The following is a 17,159-nucleotide window of genomic DNA, read 5'->3' on the forward strand; positions in this document are numbered from 1 at the left end:
GAGGCGACTGGTTTGGGGTGACACGCTTAGTTAAGAGACCTTGGAGCATAGGCCCCTTAGTGCTTAGAGTGTAAACCGAAAAAGGCCAGCACCACTTTTGCTGACCCTTTTACATCTAAGTAAATTATTCCATTTGTTTTGCCAAGAAGCTTGCCGCAGTCTCAACACCTTTTTGCTCGACTTCACTGAGTTGTTTCCCATCTCTTGCAAATATTATTACGCAGCCTATCGGATCACCATTCGCAATAATTGGATTTATGCAATAGGAAGAAAGTTCTTCTTCTTTTCCTTGCAGAATTTCCACCTTATTTGGTTCCGTTACAAACAGCTGTGAGCGATTTTCGATTACCTTTTCTACCTGTTCGCCTACATTTTTGTTTAAGTAATCTTTCTTTGATTCTCCTGCCACCGCAATAATTTCATCTCGATCCGAAATTAATACCGGTTGGTGCAGAGAGTCAAATAACGCTTCCGCGTATTCTTTTGCGAAATTTCCTAGTTCGTTTATAGGTGAATACTTTTTTAAAATTACTTCTCCTTCTCGATCCACAAAAATCTCTAATGGGTCACCTTCTCGGATACGTAATGTTCTTCTAATTTCTTTTGGTATTACAACTCTGCCTAAATCATCAATTCGACGCACAATTCCAGTTGCCTTCATCTCATGTTGCCTCACTTTCTAACGATGATTGTTTCTGGGTCGACTTCCACTTATTAAATAAATTTGAAGATAACACCAGTTGTAAAGTTAGTATGATGCACCCAGATAAAACTATACATCGAAATACAATTTTACTCATTTCTATTAACGTCACTTAACCTCTTAATAAACTTCTTGGCCATTTCATATCGTTCATGTTGTTTATCCTTTGACCACTGAATTGTAACCTTTAATTTTTTGTTGTCTGTTCCCAGTTGAACACCGCGTCCAAATTCATTAGCTACAGTAAATAGCTTAGATCCATCAATTTGTTGACTGCGATTCTCATCAACAAGGAGCACTATTTTCCCACTTTTCTCTGTTATCGATTCAACTCTCTCTGTTTTTGCATACATTTTTAGTGATGATACCTCAAATAAATTCTCTACTTCCTCAGGATAATCACCAAAACGGTCCATTAATTCTTCCTGTAAATCTTCAAATTCATCATTGGATGTTAACGTTTGAAAACGTTTATACATGTCTATTTTTTGCTTCTCATCTTTTATATAAGTATCAGGGATATATGCGTCAATTTTAAGCGTAAGTTCAGGTTCGAATGGCTTCATATCTATAACATCTTTACCAAACTTGCGGGCATCTATTGCATCTTTTAGCATTTGTGAGTACATATCAAAACCAACAGAATCAATGAATCCATGCTGCTGAGAACCTAATAAGTTACCTGCACCTCGAATAGATAGATCACGCATTGCAATCTTAAAGCCGGATCCCAGTTCAGTAAATTCTTTAATTGCCTGTAATCGCTTTTCCGCAATTTCCGTTAGTACCTTATCTTTCTTATAGGTAAAGTATGCGTAAGCCACACGGTTTGAACGTCCAACTCTTCCTCTTAGTTGGTAGAGCTGACTTAATCCCATTCTATCTGCATCATATACAATTAACGTATTTACATTTGGTATGTCCACACCCGTTTCAATAATCGTAGTACTTACCAGAACATCGTATTCACCTGCTAAAAATCCAAACATTACGTTTTCGAGCTCTGTTTCGTTCATGCGTCCATGTGCAATAGCAATTCTGGCATCGTCAACCAGTGCACCAATTTCCCGTGCAATTGAATCTATGTTTTCTACTCGATTATATAAGAAAAATACTTGTCCTCCGCGTGACATTTCTCGTTCTATCGCTTCTCTAATCATAATTGGGTTATATTCAAGTACATACGTTTGGATTGGGAAACGATTTTCTGGTGGAGTTTCAATGACAGATAAATCTCTAACACCCAGCATAGACATATGCAGCGTCCTTGGAATTGGTGTTGCAGTTAACGTTAATACATCAACATTTGTCTTCATCTGTTTGATCTTTTCTTTGTGCTTTACACCAAAACGTTGTTCCTCATCTACAATCAACAGCCCCAAATCACGATATGTAACATCTTTTGATAATATCCGATGCGTTCCAATAACAATATCTACTATTCCACTCTTTAGTCCTGTAGTAGTATCTTTTAACTGTTTCTTGGTACGAAACCTACTTAACAAGCCAATAGTTACAGCTTGATCCTGGAATCGCTCTCGAATCGTTTCATAATGCTGTTGTGCAAGAATTGTTGTTGGAACTAGAATTGCAACCTGCTTTCCATCTGCAACTGCCTTAAATGCAGCACGAATGGCAACTTCCGTTTTGCCATAACCAACGTCACCACATAGTAAGCGATCCATCGGCCGTTCTTTTTCCATATCCTCTTTTATTTCTACAATACATCTAATTTGATCATCTGTTTCCTGGTAAGGAAATGCCGATTCAAATTCCCTCTGCATTTCTGTTTCTTCAGAAAATGCAAAGCCTTTTTTAGCTTCACGTTCTGCATAAAGTTTAATTAGATCGTCTGCAATGTCTTCAACAGAAGATTGGACCTTGCTCTTTACCTTTGCCCACTCGCTACCACCTAATTTATAAAGCTTTGGTTCTTTGCCTTCTGACCCAACAAACTTTTGTACTAAATCTATTTGATCGATAGGCACAAAAAGTTTGTCGTCACTAGCATAGCGAATCAACATATAATCTTTATGCATATCACTCACTTCAAGCGTTTCAATCCCAATGTATTTACCTATACCATGGTTTGCGTGGACAACATAGTCACCAATTTTTAATTCTTGATAACTTTTAATTCGTTCAGCATTCGATATCTTTTGTCTTTTTCTAACCCGCTTTGTCTTCTTCTTGAATAACTCATTTTCTGTGATCAATACCAATTTATGCATTGGTAGTTCGACACCGCTACTTATATTTCCAATAGCGATAGTAGGTTCTTTTACTGGCAAAGTTAAGTCCATCGTACTCCCTACATTAATGTCATAATCAGCAAAGATAGATTGTACCTTTTCCATTCGCTGTTTATTGGGTACAAGTATGACAACAGAAGCTTCACTTTTTGCCCATCGTTTTAATTCATTTTTAAATAAATGCATTTGCCCATGAAATTCTTGCATGGATCGTGATGATAGGTTAATGATATTTTGTGGTTGTGTGTTTGGTATATGTCGCATAAAAACAGACATGTATAGACGCGGCTGTTTCATATTTTGCCAAACATCATGCCAGTCGAAAGAGAATTTGCTTTTTTGAACCATTTTATTTGTTTCAAGCAAATTACTGTACCATTCACCTTCCTCGGCATCAATATTTGTTGCTGTCTCCTGAATTCTGCTCATTTCATCAAGGATGATTAAACCATCTTTTGGTAAGTAATCTAATAAACTAGCAGGTTCATCGTAAAGAAACCCTATATACTTATACATCTCCTGAAAATGTTCAAGATTTTTTAACCGCTCAAGATCATGGTTTAATGAATCGGTCAAAGTCTCTTTGGCATCATCTGTTTTCAATTTTTTTAATGTATCAGCCAAGGCAATTTCAATTCTATTTGTTCCAGAAAGTAAATCTTCTTCGGTCAAAAGCAGTTCAGTCGCAGGGCCAATAACAACCTCACTTTTTTTATCAAGAGAACGCTGTGTCTCTGCATCAAAATAACGAATTGAGTCTACTTCCTCATCAAATAATTCAATTCTAATGGGATGGGCCTCGGTGATAGGATATATATCTATAATTCCACCACGCCGACTAAACTCACCAGGGGTTGTTACCATTGTTTGGCGTTCATAACCCATATCAACCAGTGAGTTTAAATATGTATCTATCTCAATGTCTTCACCAAGCTTAAAGAAGAGCTGGTATTTCTCCCAATAACTTTTGGGTGGCAAAATTCGTTTTAATGCTGCTACCGGAGCAATTAAAATTCCTGAAGTTTTTTTAGACCATTCTGTCAGTGCCTCAATTCGCTGACTTCTCAGTTCAGGACTTGCAATTGCAATTTCAGATGCAATTAATTCATTCACTGGGTACAAATGTACATTTTGATCACCCATAAACTCTGATAAATCATCATACAACTGCTGAGCTTGAACGAGCTGATGTGTAACTAGCAATACAGGTTTGTTCATGGATTCCTCAATAACCGAAACAAGTAAGCTCCTTGCCGAGCCCGATAACCCTGCTACAAGCTGCTCCTGAATCCCAGAATCAATCCCATTAATAATAGATTGTATGTCATCTTTAGACTGTAAAAAAGTATCAATACCCTTCAAAATAAAACCCCCAAGTATATATAAAAGCGTAGGCGACTGGTCTGGGGTGACACGCATAAGCAAGGAACCGTAGAGTGCGTGTTCTTTGCACTCGGAGTGTTCATTGCTTATGTCGCGAACCCCAAGGAGCCGCAGCTAGATAAAGCTTAAAAGCGGAGCGGGCTTGGTAGAGACGACAAGCATAGTCAAGAGACCGTAGAGCAACGTTCTTTGTGCTCGGAGTGTCTATTGACTATGTCTCGAGTCTCTAGCCCGCGCAGCTAGATAATAAAAGCGTAGGCGACTGGTCTGGGGTGACACGCATAAGTAATGGAACCGTAGAGTGCATGGTCTTTGCACTCGAAGTGTTCATTGCTTATGTCGCGAACCCCAAGGAGCCGCAGCTGGATAATAAAAGCGGAGCGGGCTTGGTAGAGACAGATAGCCTCTGAGAAAAGAAAGAAGTGACCAAATCCCACAACGATTAATATTTTTGTATAACAGTTTATAGTTTTCCGTAACGGTTGATATTGTCGAAGACAAGGGTAGATATCCGACCGTAACGGTTGATATTTATCAATAAGGGTCAATATAATCATACAAACATACAAATTTCACTGGCCCTTCTATCAACTGTCATATAGTCAACAGAGTCTCACTTGCTAAGCGCAAAAATGCTTTGGTTTAGAAACCAAAGCTTTGCTTGTATAATTTATTGTATAAAGAAATCAAGTTCATGATACTGTGGATTTTGTCCTAATGCAGCTTCGCAATTCTCACAAATCGTTTTGATATGGACATCTCCATTTTGATTAAAGTGGACCATTTCCTTTTGATCCTCAGCTGATAGTTTATCAAGACCCAATGTTGATGAATCTACAATTGGCTGCTCAATTTTCCCAACTGCATGTCCGCAGTGTCTACACGTATATATAATAGACATAAAAATACCTCCTCGAATAAACATGGGGTATCCTAAAGTTTATCCGAAACGCATCTTTTTATACCATTTATTACGTGGCAGACATAATTTTTTTATTGGTTAAATTCATTCATAACTTCTAAAAATGGTTTTTCAAGCCAAGCCTCAAAGGCATCCGCTGCTTTTTCAATACTATTTTGTACATCACCAGCTTCTTCTTTAGGGAAAGAGCCTAGCACGTAATCAATTACCGGCTGTGGTGTGTCAGGCCGTCCAACACCAATTCTGATCCGTTTAAATTCTTTTGTACCTAAATGACTTATGGTTGATTTAATTCCGTTATGTCCTCCAGGGCCACCTTTTTGGCGTAAGCGAATCTTTCCAGTCGGGAGATCAAGATCATCATATACAACAACAACATCTTCTGTCGCTACATCATAATAATCCATTAGTGGTCTTATTGACTCACCAGACAAATTCATATATGTCTGTGGTTGAAGAAATAACACCTTTTGAGTACCTATATGCTCCAGTGCATATTTGCCATTAAACTTTGTTTTATTCAAGTCAAAAGAATGGCGTTGCAATAACTCATCAACCACCATAAAACCAATGTTATGACGGGTTACACTATATTTCTTGCCTGGATTTCCAAGTCCTACTATACACTTCATGAGCTTCTTCCTTTGTCTTAAAAATAGACTAATATGCAGACGTTTTACTCTACATACAACAATCCCCCCTACCAGAATGAAACGGTCTTTCATTCAGGTTAACAGGAGGGCTGAATTATAAGTTGTATATAAAGTTATGTCTGTCTATTACTTTTCTTCTTCAGATTCTGCCCCAACTAACTCTGGTTCAGCATTTTCATCAGTTTCTTCCTCTTCAATGTCCTCAATTGTATCTGGTGGAACAACAGTTACAACCGTTGTATCCGCATCATCAAGAAACTCGTAGTTCTTTCCTGTTGGTAAATCAGCAATTGAGATACTGTCACCAATTTCTAATTTAGATACATCAATTGAAATTTCTTCTGGAATATCACCTGGTTTAGCGCGTACTTGTAATTCGTACATAGGTTGCTGTAGAACTCCTCCGTCTTTTGAACCTTGAGCTTCTCCTACTAGATGAAGAGGTACTTCAACGTCCATTTCCTCGGACATATTAACAATATAAAAGTCCACATGTACTAATTCATCTTTAATTGGGTTCATTTGATAATCATGTAACATTACATCAACAGATGAATCATTTTCAATATCCAATGAAATAATTGCATTTCTACCTTCATCACGTACAGTCTTGACTAGTTCAATACTGTCAACTGCGATTGATTTTGATTCTTTCGCTTTACCGTATACAACTCCAGGGACCAATCCGCTTTCTCTAATTCCCTTTAGTGCTGAATGCGCTTGATTTTCTCGTGAAACTGCTTTTAGTTTTACCGTCATGTTTTTTACCCTCCATTATTTGGAAACTTGGGTGTTAACCAAGTTAACTAGCTTTTAAAGTTCTATATAAAAAGTATTAAAATTTCTACTTATTATTTATACCCTTATAGTTAAATCATTAAACCTTAGTCAAATAGTATGCTTACCGATTGCATTTCATGAACACGTACAATAGCTTCACCAATTAGAGGTGCCACAGAAAGTTGCTTAACCTTTTGAGTATATTTCTCCGCTTCTAACGGAATAGAATTTGTTATAACCAATTCTTTGATTTTTGAGTTTTCGATACGTTCCATTGCTGGTCCAGATAGTACTGGGTGTGTACAACAAGCGTAAACTTCTTTTGCACCATTTTCAACCAATGCGTTGGCTGCTAGTGTAATCGTACCAGCTGTGTCAATTATGTCATCAATCAGAATTGCAGTTTTTCCCTCTATATTTCCTACAATGTTCATAACTTCAGCAACATTAGGTCGTGGTCTGCGTTTGTCGATAATCCCAATCGGCGCTTTTAAGCGATCGGCCATTTTCCTGGCACGCGTAACTCCCCCATGATCTGGTGAAACAATTATGATATCGTCAAGGTTCTTCTTCTTGAAGTACTCAGATAGGATTGGTACACCTTGCAAGTGGTCAATCGGAATGTCAAAGAATCCTTGAATTTGTGGTGCATGTAGGTCAAGTGTTATAACACGGTTTGCACCAGCAGTTTCAAGTAAATTAGCAATTAACTTCGCTGTGATCGGTTCTCTGGAACGAGCTTTACGATCCTGACGGGCATATCCATAATAAGGCATAACAATATTAATGGATCTTGCTGAAGCACGCTTCAAAGCATCAATCATAATAAGTAATTCCATAATGTGCTGGTTTACTGGTGAGGATGTCGACTGAACGACATAGACATCACACCCACGAATGCTCTCTTCAATATTAATCTGGATTTCGCCATCACTAAATGCTGAGACAGTACATTTTCCCAGGGTTGTACCAATGTGAGTTGCAATTTCTTCTGCTAATTTACGATTTGAATTCAGCGTAAATACTTTCAAAGACGGATCTTTATAGCTAGCTGTCATGAAAAACCCTCCGATAAGATAAAATCTCTTAATTTAATTCTTTAACCTTTTGGCATAGCCTTCTTTGTTTTCTTGTCGAGCACGTGCAACAGACAGAGAATCTTCAGGAACATTCTTGGTAATAGTTGAACCAGCTGCTACAAATGAGCCCTTACCAATAGTTATCGGTGCGACTAAGTTTGAATTACAACCAATAAAAGCATCATCTTCAATCTTTGTTAAATGTTTGTTTTTACCGTCATAATTAACTGTGATTGTCCCACACCCAACATTTACATTGGTTCCAATTTCTGCGTCCCCAATATAGCTTAGATGAGAAACTTTGCTTTCGTCCCCAATAACGGATTTTTTAACTTCAACAAAATTACCTATTTTCACCTTATTACCTATCGAAGCACTAGGACGAATATTGGCGTATGGTCCAATTTTTGTATTCGATCCAATTTGGCTGTCACTTGCAACACTTTGGTGTATTACTGTTCCGTCCCCAACAGTGCAATTCACAATTTCTGAATGCGGACCAATTTCTGCATTTGTTTTAATGATTGAATTACCCTTTATGATAGATCCAGGGTGAATTAATACATCTTGTTCTATTATAACATCTAGACCAATATAAGTGTTATTAGGGTCAATAATCGTTACCCCATTACGCATATGCTTCTCATTTACGCGATTTTTCATTACCTTTTCCGCCTGTGCTAGTGCTACACGGTCATTTACTCCTAATGTTTCTTCCTCATTTGGAGTTGAAAAAGCTGAAACCTTTTTATCATGACCACGAAGTATTTCGATCACATCTGGAAGGTAATATTCTCCTTGAGCATTCTCATTGGATACCTCTTTTAATGCACGAAAAAGAGATTTATTATCAAAACAATATGTACCTGTATTAATTTCTTTTACGTTTAATTCACTTTCACTAGCATCTTTTTGTTCTACAATACGTTCTACCTCACCAGTATTATTTCGGATGACGCGACCATATCCTGTAGGATTATCTACTTTTGTCGAAAGGATTGTTGCGCTTGCATTTTCCTGTTCGTGATGGTCAAAAAGTTCTTGAAAGGTCTGACCAGTAATTAATGGTGTATCACCACATACTACAATAGTCGTTCCTTCTTTATCTTTTAACAAAGCTTCCGCTTGTTGTACTGCATGTCCAGTACCAAGTTGTTCTTCTTGGATAACAAATTTACTTTCATTTCCATTTCCAATCTTTTCCTCAACTGCCTCTGCACCAAATCCAACTACAGTTACAATTTGATCTAAATTGGCAGTTTTTATCTGATTCATTACATGTTGTACCATTGGGCGACCCATTACAGGATGAAGTACCTTATACAGTTTCGACTTCATTCTAGTGCCTTGACCTGCTGCTAAGATCACAGCATACCTTTTTTTCATGAAGTAACCTCCATTCTGATTATCCATTATGAATATATCTCAAAAAGCATATGATTTCAACAAATACAGACAGATAGAAGGGATTTAGGAGAGGGGTTTTTCTTTTAGTTAAAATTTAATCGGTTTTAATACAATAAACCAAAAAATCAGTTTACTTATCTATATCTGCAAAGAACAAAAGCGCCCGTTTATTGCCGTATGACCTGGAGGCTTCGTATGAGATAAAGGAAACACGGAGCTTCAGCGACGATGTTGACTTATCGCAAGGAGGAGCCTGAAGGGCACTAGGCAAGGGGTGCTGGAGCTTGACGTGGCTGTTTATGTACCTTAGTTATCCACAGCCTTCTAAATCTATAGTTTCCTAAACGACAAAAAAAGAAGGCTAATCTCCCTGGATTAGTCTCCTTGGTTATCCATGTTGTTATTTAAGAAGCTCCCGCCTCTTCAAATTCCACTTCAGCTTCACCAACACGCTTATATTCTTCCAAGACTGCATCCTGAATTTTTCCACGTGTTCCAGAATTAATTGGGTGTGCGATATCTCTGAACTCGCCATCAGGAGTACGTTTAGATGGCATTGCAACAAACAAACCATTATTTCCGTCAATTACACGGATATCGTGAACTACAAATTCCTGATCTAACGTAATGGAAGCAATTGCTCGCATTCTTCCCTCAGTGTTAACGCGGCGTAATCTTACGTCAGTTATTTCCATGATGTTTCACCACCTTTTCCCTTTTGAACTTATATACCATAATTCTACAAAACAAAGTTAATTCCTGCTTAATTTTAAAAAAAATTTAAAAATTTAGTTAAAAAGTAAAAAAGGTATTGGAAAACCAGGATTATCGCCATGACTTAATGGCCACTTAGTTGCACTTATGCAGTGAGAAAGGATTTATACTTTCTTACCTGCTAAAAAAAAAGATAAAACCTTTTTAGCAAAGATTTTATCTTTCTGCCTATTTTGTATGGAAATTACCAGGACTTATATTGATTTGTTTTTGTTTTAAATCTACATGTGTAATCTTTATAAGGGATAAATAATTTTCAACAACTCGCTCGTCGTCTTCTTCATCATCAGCTTCTACTAAGACACCAATACCTTTAACATTAGCATTAAATTCACTAAGAAGGCTGACCATACCATTAATAGTCCCGCCTGCTTTCATGAAATCATCAATGATACAAACATTGGAACCTTCCTTCAGGCTCCTTTTAGGAAGAACCATAGTTTGGATTTTCCTGGATGAACCAGAAACATAATTGATACTTACCGATGACCCCTCAGTAACCATTGGGTCACGCCTGACAATTACAACCGGAACATTAAGAAATGATGCTACTGCATAAGCTAATGGAATCCCTTTTGTTGCAACTGTCACGACAGCTTCAATGTTGGAATCTGTAAACTGTGACGCAAAAATACGTCCAATTTGTTTCACTACCGCCGGGTCTCCTAATAGATCACTCATATAAAGATAGCCACCTGGTAATAATCGTTCAGGGTCCTCCAGCGTCTGGCATAAGACATCAATAAATTTTTTACCATTGTTCACAGAAAACTCAGGTATGTATTTTACACCTCCGGCAGCACCAGCAACCGTTCTTAATCGTCCAATGCCTTCATCCGCAAATACTCTATCAATAATATCCAAATCCTCACTTATAGATGATTTTGCAGCATTGTATATTTCAGAAAAACGTGGTAATGACACGTGTTCCCTAGGATTTTCTATAAAAAAGTTTGTTAATGCAACTAACCGATCACTTCTTTTCATGTATACACCTCTAAAACCGAATATTTATTATTAAATATATCACTTTTATACGTGTTTTAGCAAGTGTTAGAATGTCCTATTACACGTACCACGTAAACCTCATCGCAAAATCCTCGAAGGCCATTATAAATTCGTATCGCTTTGTACTGGTGTTCAACAAGTCCTACAATTGTTGGTCCACTTCCACTCATTAGAACTCCATTTGCCCCCGCCTGAGTCATTTTTTCTTTTATCCGCTGAACGTTTGGAAATAATGAAGTAGTTACAGTTTCTAATACATTACCTACATGATTACAAAGTTTATAAAAGTCCTGCTCAGCAATTGCATCTAATATTTTCGTTGTATTTGGGTGAGGCAAATTTTCGATTTCCAACTGATTAAAGACTACACGCGTAGAAACACCAATATTCGGCTTAGCCAGTATTGCCCATTTAACAGGAGGCGGCGGGATTTCCTCTATTATCTCTCCACGACCCTTTGCAAGAGCCGTAGAACCATAAACACAAAAAGGAACGTCAGAGCCAATACCGGCTCCGATTTCGGCCAATTCCTCAAGCGAGAGATTCAACTTCCATAGCTTATTCAATCCACGTAATACAGCAGCCGCATCACTGCTCCCTCCACCTAATCCAGCTGATACAGGAATATTCTTTTCGATATCAATACGTACACCACGGGTGAGATGGTATTTATTTTTAAGAGCAAGCGCAGCTTTAAATGCTAGGTTCCGTTCATCATTGGGAACGTATTGATTATCAGCTGATACATCAATGCGATCTCCATTTAAAGAGCTTAATGCAACCCTATCAGCTAAATCAACTGTAGTCATAACCATTTCAACATCGTGATAACCATCATCACGTTTACCCAGCACATCTACCGACAATGTGATTTTTGCTGGCGCACTTTCAAAAAACACCATACCATCACCCCCTACAAATTTAAACAAATTGTATCATATTTTATAAAGACGTTCGACTATCTTCCATATCAGGATTACCAAAGTTAAATTATTAACCATTCCGTCTACGAACAAAAGCGCAAGCGCCCTGGATAGAGACGTACGGACTGGACTGAGCCGTAGGAGATAAAGGAAACATACCCCTGCAACGTTGGACGGTAAGTCCACTTTAGTCGGCCCTCCTCTGAGGAAGGAAGCTGATGTTGATCGTACGAAGGCGAGGGAAGTCTCGGTAGTCTCTGGGCGTGGCTGTTACTGTATGCAAGCTTAACAAAGCCAAATTTAAATTTTTTATACTTTCTTTACTGCTAAAAAAAGACAAACCCGCTAGGATTTGCCTTTTTGTTGCATGCCTTGCTCAGCCATTTCTATAGCTCTTTTCACCATATTCCCTGCATCTCTTGCCTTAATTCCGCCCCAGCCTTCTTGCTGCACGGTGTCGTAAAAGCCTAACTCTTTAGCAATTTCTTCTTTCAATTGATCAGACATCATACTTCTTCGTCTTCCCATGAAAGAACAACCCCTTTCTAAATTGAGCATCCTTATTACGACACTAATAGCATATGTACTTTTGTTCAACATACACCCGTCATATGTATACAGAAAAGGAAATATTTAAAGGAACAGCAAAGAAAAGGAATTTTTAGGTCTAAAGATGCGAATCCAAACATAGTTATAATCAAAAATTTAATATACAAAAAGAAGCAGTAAACGAATGTTTACTACTTCATCACCATTGCTGTTATTCTATCGTCTTGGAAGCTTAGTTCAACTGTTTCTGTTAAAACGTCTGCATAGCTGTATGAAACACGTTCGAATGCGTTTTCGTCTTGATCGAGCTCAACAATGAAAACGGAAGGGTAAGTTTCTGCCAATATTCCGCATCGTTCAATCGTTTTTCTTCTTCCACCGTTGGCTTTCAATTTTAATCGTTTACCAATGTGACATTCAAGACCTTGCTTAATTTCTATTAATGTTTTAGCCAATACACTCCACCTCACTCCATATAGTATATCACGTGCTTGTATTAACAGTCAAGTAAAACTTTACATTATAACAATATACCTTTTTTAATGTCAACAACTTTTTTCATTAATTGCTGTTATTATTTCAAAAATGTATATAAATATGTATATAAAATGAAATAACTTAAATAATTACCAGCTGTGTAGTTTTTAGAGTGGGCTTTAACTGAACATTAATTGTAAATTTGATTACCTTAAAAGGTGGCCAACTGTATCCAGTAGGCTCACGCTATTTAAGGCTTTTTTATTCATTATCAGGTTGATCTTGTTCTTCCAGATAAGGCATTCCAGTACGTAAAAGTCCTCTTGTTTCCAGACCACCCATACCTTTTTCTCCAGTTAATGTATTTCGTAACACATCCCAAACACTTACTTTTTCCATAAAGGGTGTGTAAGCTATCTTTGCTGCAATATAGACAGGATCTAGAGCATGAATATTGATGCGCGAAGGAGAACTCGCGTAATTTGCACCTGCACGAATCAGCGACTCAAAATGAGATTGACATGCACCTGCAAAAATCACTAGCTGATCTAGTTGGGGTATAATTTGCCTTGCTTCTCTTACGGTTTCCACAAAATATTTAGAATGTCGATAAGCACGTAAATCGCTTTTTGCGCCTTTGTTTTTTGAAAATGAATCATGACCTGTTATGACAAGAACATCTGGTTGTATTTTCTCAATCAACGGCCCAACCTCAAGTGGCATATCTTTTTCATTCACATACACCCCATGAACATGCAATCCTACGCGCTGGTATAATCCGATACACTTTTTTAAATAATTACGATCTCCATCAATATGCAGTATTTTAGCAGGTAAATGAAAGTAGGATGATTCATGCCGAAATCCATCTGTTGCTTGATAATCTCGTTTTTCTTTCATAAACTGGTAATCCTGACGAAACAAGCGATATGAAAATTCTTCTTTTTCCTTTTCTTTTTCATATTTTTTTATCAAATCTCTTTCTTCCACACGAACTAAGTCATTGAATGGCGCATCAACTTCTAATCGAAGATCTTTTCCATGTAACGTAGCTAAATTCTTTGATACAGAAGAAATCCGAAACACCAAATCATGTTTATATGAAATTCGAGAAACGATGTCACCTATTATAAAGTCCATTATGCCACCTCACAGCCTTCTGTACTGAAAGCTTTCATATATACCATAACTTATGTATAAAGGCTGTGAGTGTGCAAGAAAACAAGATGCGAAGGGTTTAATAGTACTATAGTCGGTCACTCATAATCGACAGGAAACAATCATGATCTATGCACGATAAAAGGAGTTAGCTAATTTCGCAAACTCTTCCATTGATAACGATTCGCCACGTCTCATTCCATCAATTTCGAATTCCTCCAACATTGCTGATATCGTTTCTTTATCATATTTTTCACTAAAATAGTTTGTTAAATTATTTCTTAGAGTTTTCCTTCTTTGACTAAAACAGGCTTGTACCAAAGAAAAGAAATAATCTTCATCATCAACATTAACAGGTGGGGTATCTCTAATTGTTAATTTTAATACTGCCGAATCGACATTTGGCTGTGGCATAAACACTTGCTTAGGGACTTGCATCACTACTTCGGCCACTGTGTAGTACTGAATAGCGATCGTTAAAGAGCCATAGCTTTTTGTACTTGGTTTTGCAGCCATTCGTTCCGCTACCTCTTTTTGAATCATAACCGTGATACTTTCTACAGGTAACTTTTCCTGTAACAGCTTTGTTAAAATTGGTGTTGTAATATAGTATGGTAAGTTTGCGACAATGTGTACAACCTGATTGTCTTCAAAATGATGTTTTAATAACGCAATAACATTCGCCTCTAGTATATCCTGATGTATGACCTCAATGTTCCCGTATTCACTCAACGTGTCACCCAGGATAGGAATCAGCCTTTGGTCAATCTCCATTGCAAGAACTTTATTTGAGTGAATCGCCAGCTGTTCAGTCAGACCTCCGATACCTGGTCCTATTTCTATTACACCAGAATCCTTATTTATTCCAGTGTGACTTATTATGTTTTCGAGCACGTTAGCATCAATAATGAAATTTTGTCCCAAACTTTTTTTAAAGAAAAACTTATACTTTGCTAAGATTGCTTTTGTTCCGGTGGGTGTAGCTATAAATTTAGTGGTCATTATTTTCCTCCTGAATAATATGCTTAATTGCTTCTTCAAATTGTTTATGTGTAATTTGAAACATCGTTAAGCGTTTAAGTAATTGTTTCCCATTTGTATGCCCTATTTGTAAAAACTGATTTAGTCTATTTCTTCTATAGCTTGCTCTAGGGCCGCCGATTAAACCAAATTGAATTAAATCACTCTTAGTGATATCTGTTTCATACAATTCGTTTAATTCGTAAACGTCCTGTAGTGCTTTTTGAATCGATTGAACAGATGCATGTTCTATACCAATTCCTTTGTTATTTTTAGCTCGAGCTTCATCTTTTTTCAAAAAAGCATGCTTACATCCAGGTACATGCTCATTAATAATAGCGCGAATTCGTTGGCCAGGATAATCGGGATCAGTAAATACAATTACACCACGTTTTGTTTGTGCATGTTGAATTTGCTGTAGTGTATCTTTATTAACTGCTGACCCATTCGTTTCGATTGTGTCAGCATCGACGGCCAAATGAATTTTTACCGTATCGTCTCTTCCCTCAACAACGATAACTTCTTTAATTCTCAATGTAAATTCCTCATTCCACAGCTTCCTTTTAAAACAATCGGGATTTTCCTGTCAAAATAATAAATGCTCCTACCATTTTATCATGGTAGGAGCATTTATATCATGTATTAATCTAAAATGGTAACTTTAACGGTACGGCGCCCAAATGCATAGGCTGCACTTTTAGATGGGAAATGTATATCAATACGATTACCATTGATACTTCCACCGGTATCCGCTGCTACATATTCACCATAGCCTTCAATATATACGCGTGACCCCATAGGGATTACACTCGTGTCAACCGCAATTACTTTAGCATATGGATTAGCGTTTAAGTTGATCCCAGTTGCGGTTATACCTGAGCACCCTGCACAGTTTGCAGTATAAGCACTAGCAGACATATATAACACCTTTCCGCCTGAATTGTTATCTTTTTTGGATAGTGTTACAAGTTCTGTTTTCGGTTGTGCCTTTACCTTTGTTCCAATCGCAATAACCCGTGCCTTACTTTCTTCCTTAACTTCTTCTTCAATTAACTTTCTACTAACTTCTTTTCCATTTTCTTTAACTACTTCATAAGTTTTAAGAACAGTTCCTTCTTTGCCTTCTGAAACCACACGATCTTTACCTTTATAAAGTGAACTATCTTTCTTTTCCTTAGTTTCAAAAGCCACCGCTTCCTCAACTTGAACTTCTGACTTTTCAACTTGAATAATAGTAATTGCTGTGTCTTTCGTAACTTGATCTTTCTTTTTTACGTTCATCTTATCTAAGTCGTTTACTGCAATGTCATTTGAATTCAATAATTCTCCAACTGTTCCACCTGTTGCCCATAGCTTTTTTTCTTTACCGCCAACGTTTACTGCTACCTGGAACGCTTTATCAATTGTGAGTTCGAGTCCCTCAACAATCTTACTAGCTGGTTTATGTGACAGCTTATCGTGATCAGATAATGATAATTTATTTTCTGCTAGAAAGTCACCAATAGTTTCTGCAAATGTATAAAACTCTTTATCTTTCCCATCAACTTGAACCATTACCTTAGTTGCCTGATTGTATGTAATTTTCATGTCATCTTTTATTTGTGTGTCGCCTGTATGTGAAATTGCATCATGTTCTCCTACTACAATATCTACTTCGTTAAGCAGTTCATCAACTGTATTTGCATGTGTCTTTATTGTTTCTTTTTCACCGTCGTTCATCACGACTACCTCTGCCTGTGTAGCTAGTGTTACTACCATTACAGAAAAAATAACAAGTGCTAGAACACCAATACTTGAAATAACCAGCTTCATTTTAGATGCCGGCAATAGCTTTGAAATAATCTTCATGCTTCTTGCCTCCCTTTGTATCGACTTTGATTATATAAACAGTTATATGTTTAGTCAAAGCATATAGGGTTACGGTTTCTTTACAATTAGGTTACAAATAATAACCCTGTAATTTTTATACCCCTATGAACCAAGTATGGCAACGGTTTACGTATATCAGCCGATTCTCTCCTGTAACTGTTATTTCCCCTCCTATTTTCCTCAGCCACGCTTAAAAAACCTG

16 protein-coding genes are annotated in these 17,159 nt (G+C 37.3%); all 16 read right to left on the minus strand.

All coding sequences use genetic code 11. The features are described from left to right. Positions 1–124: 124 nt before the first annotated feature. Entirely contained in the window at positions 125–661 is a 537-nt protein-coding gene (gene spoVT, locus ACOI1D_RS11075) for a stage V sporulation protein T (protein WP_422501351.1), read from the minus strand. 131 nt (positions 662–792) lie between these two features. After that, positions 793–4,317 (minus strand): transcription-repair coupling factor, encoded by a 3,525-nt coding sequence (mfd, locus tag ACOI1D_RS11080; RefSeq protein WP_422501352.1) that lies wholly within the window; start codon positions 4,315–4,317, stop codon positions 793–795. Positions 4,318–5,008: 691 nt separating this feature from the next. Beyond that, positions 5,009–5,239, minus strand: a complete 231-nt coding sequence (locus ACOI1D_RS11085; RefSeq protein ID WP_422501353.1) for an anti-sigma-F factor Fin — start codon at positions 5,237–5,239, stop codon at positions 5,009–5,011. Positions 5,240–5,331: 92 nt separating this feature from the next. After that, on the minus strand, positions 5,332–5,892 hold the full coding sequence (pth, locus tag ACOI1D_RS11090; RefSeq protein ID WP_422501354.1) for an aminoacyl-tRNA hydrolase: 561 nt from the start codon (positions 5,890–5,892) through the stop codon (positions 5,332–5,334). 147 nt (positions 5,893–6,039) lie between these two features. Continuing rightward, positions 6,040–6,672 (minus strand): 50S ribosomal protein L25/general stress protein Ctc, encoded by a 633-nt coding sequence (locus ACOI1D_RS11095; RefSeq protein WP_422501355.1) that lies wholly within the window; start codon positions 6,670–6,672, stop codon positions 6,040–6,042. 125 nt (positions 6,673–6,797) lie between these two features. Continuing rightward, positions 6,798–7,751 (minus strand): ribose-phosphate diphosphokinase, encoded by a 954-nt coding sequence (locus ACOI1D_RS11100; protein WP_422501356.1) that lies wholly within the window; start codon positions 7,749–7,751, stop codon positions 6,798–6,800. Positions 7,752–7,784: 33 nt separating this feature from the next. Further along, complete coding sequence (glmU, locus tag ACOI1D_RS11105; protein WP_422501357.1) at positions 7,785–9,158, minus strand: bifunctional UDP-N-acetylglucosamine diphosphorylase/glucosamine-1-phosphate N-acetyltransferase GlmU; 1,374 nt, start codon at positions 9,156–9,158, stop codon at positions 7,785–7,787. Positions 9,159–9,583: 425 nt separating this feature from the next. Then, positions 9,584–9,874, minus strand: coding sequence for a septation regulator SpoVG (gene spoVG, locus ACOI1D_RS11110; RefSeq protein ID WP_422501358.1), 291 nt, complete (start codon positions 9,872–9,874; stop codon positions 9,584–9,586). A gap of 247 nt (positions 9,875–10,121) precedes the next feature. Further along, positions 10,122–10,940, minus strand: a complete 819-nt coding sequence (gene purR, locus ACOI1D_RS11115) for a pur operon repressor (RefSeq protein ID WP_422501359.1) — start codon at positions 10,938–10,940, stop codon at positions 10,122–10,124. A gap of 56 nt (positions 10,941–10,996) precedes the next feature. Continuing rightward, positions 10,997–11,863 carry a 4-(cytidine 5'-diphospho)-2-C-methyl-D-erythritol kinase gene (ispE, locus tag ACOI1D_RS11120; RefSeq protein WP_422501360.1) on the minus strand — a complete coding sequence of 289 codons (867 nt, stop codon included), beginning with the start codon at positions 11,861–11,863 and terminating at the stop codon, positions 10,997–10,999. 366 nt (positions 11,864–12,229) lie between these two features. After that, on the minus strand, positions 12,230–12,412 hold the full coding sequence (locus tag ACOI1D_RS11125; protein ID WP_422501361.1) for a small, acid-soluble spore protein, alpha/beta type: 183 nt from the start codon (positions 12,410–12,412) through the stop codon (positions 12,230–12,232). Between the two features lie 212 nt (positions 12,413–12,624). Further along, positions 12,625–12,888 (minus strand): biofilm formation stimulator Veg, encoded by a 264-nt coding sequence (gene veg, locus ACOI1D_RS11130; RefSeq protein WP_422501362.1) that lies wholly within the window; start codon positions 12,886–12,888, stop codon positions 12,625–12,627. A gap of 283 nt (positions 12,889–13,171) precedes the next feature. Beyond that, on the minus strand, positions 13,172–14,050 hold the full coding sequence (gene yabG, locus ACOI1D_RS11135; RefSeq protein WP_422501363.1) for a sporulation peptidase YabG: 879 nt from the start codon (positions 14,048–14,050) through the stop codon (positions 13,172–13,174). 147 nt (positions 14,051–14,197) lie between these two features. Next, on the minus strand, positions 14,198–15,070 hold the full coding sequence (gene rsmA / locus ACOI1D_RS11140) for a 16S rRNA (adenine(1518)-N(6)/adenine(1519)-N(6))-dimethyltransferase RsmA (RefSeq protein ID WP_422501364.1): 873 nt from the start codon (positions 15,068–15,070) through the stop codon (positions 14,198–14,200). Then, positions 15,060–15,623, minus strand: coding sequence for a ribonuclease M5 (gene rnmV, locus ACOI1D_RS11145; protein ID WP_422501365.1), 564 nt, complete (start codon positions 15,621–15,623; stop codon positions 15,060–15,062). Before rnmV ends, rsmA begins: the two co-directional genes overlap by 11 nt. A gap of 107 nt (positions 15,624–15,730) precedes the next feature. Next, the gene (locus ACOI1D_RS11150) at positions 15,731–16,936 is read right to left on the minus strand and encodes a ubiquitin-like domain-containing protein (RefSeq protein ID WP_422501366.1); all 1,206 of its coding nucleotides are present in this window, start codon (positions 16,934–16,936) and stop codon (positions 15,731–15,733) included. Between the last annotated feature and the right edge of the window lie 223 nt (positions 16,937–17,159).

It is taken from the genome of Virgibacillus sp. DJP39 (assembly GCF_049310925.1).
In the GTDB taxonomy this organism is placed as follows: Bacteria; Bacillota; Bacilli; order Bacillales; family Amphibacillaceae; genus Virgibacillus_F.

Bases quoted from the DNA above. Each gene is read 5' to 3' on its own strand.
- ACOI1D_RS11100 (WP_422501356.1), bottom strand. From the start codon at position 7,751: ATGACAGCTAGCTATAAAGATCCGTCTTTGAAAGTATTTACGCTGAAT.
- pth (WP_422501354.1), bottom strand. From the start codon at position 5,892: ATGAAGTGTATAGTAGGACTTGGAAATCCAGGCAAGAAATATAGTGTA.
- ACOI1D_RS11125 (WP_422501361.1), bottom strand. From the start codon at position 12,412: ATGGGAAGACGAAGAAGTATGATGTCTGATCAATTGAAAGAAGAAATT.
- purR (WP_422501359.1), bottom strand. From the start codon at position 10,940: ATGAAAAGAAGTGATCGGTTAGTTGCATTAACAAACTTTTTTATAGAA.
- ispE (WP_422501360.1), bottom strand. From the start codon at position 11,863: ATGGTGTTTTTTGAAAGTGCGCCAGCAAAAATCACATTGTCGGTAGAT.
- ACOI1D_RS11150 (WP_422501366.1), bottom strand. From the start codon at position 16,936: ATGAAGATTATTTCAAAGCTATTGCCGGCATCTAAAATGAAGCTGGTT.
- ACOI1D_RS11085 (WP_422501353.1), bottom strand. From the start codon at position 5,239: ATGTCTATTATATATACGTGTAGACACTGCGGACATGCAGTTGGGAAA.
- rsmA (WP_422501364.1), bottom strand. From the start codon at position 15,070: ATGACCACTAAATTTATAGCTACACCCACCGGAACAAAAGCAATCTTA.
- glmU (WP_422501357.1), bottom strand. From the start codon at position 9,158: ATGAAAAAAAGGTATGCTGTGATCTTAGCAGCAGGTCAAGGCACTAGA.
- ACOI1D_RS11095 (WP_422501355.1), bottom strand. From the start codon at position 6,672: ATGACGGTAAAACTAAAAGCAGTTTCACGAGAAAATCAAGCGCATTCA.
- yabG (WP_422501363.1), bottom strand. From the start codon at position 14,050: ATGGACTTTATAATAGGTGACATCGTTTCTCGAATTTCATATAAACAT.
- spoVT (WP_422501351.1), bottom strand. From the start codon at position 661: ATGAAGGCAACTGGAATTGTGCGTCGAATTGATGATTTAGGCAGAGTT.
- spoVG (WP_422501358.1), bottom strand. From the start codon at position 9,874: ATGGAAATAACTGACGTAAGATTACGCCGCGTTAACACTGAGGGAAGA.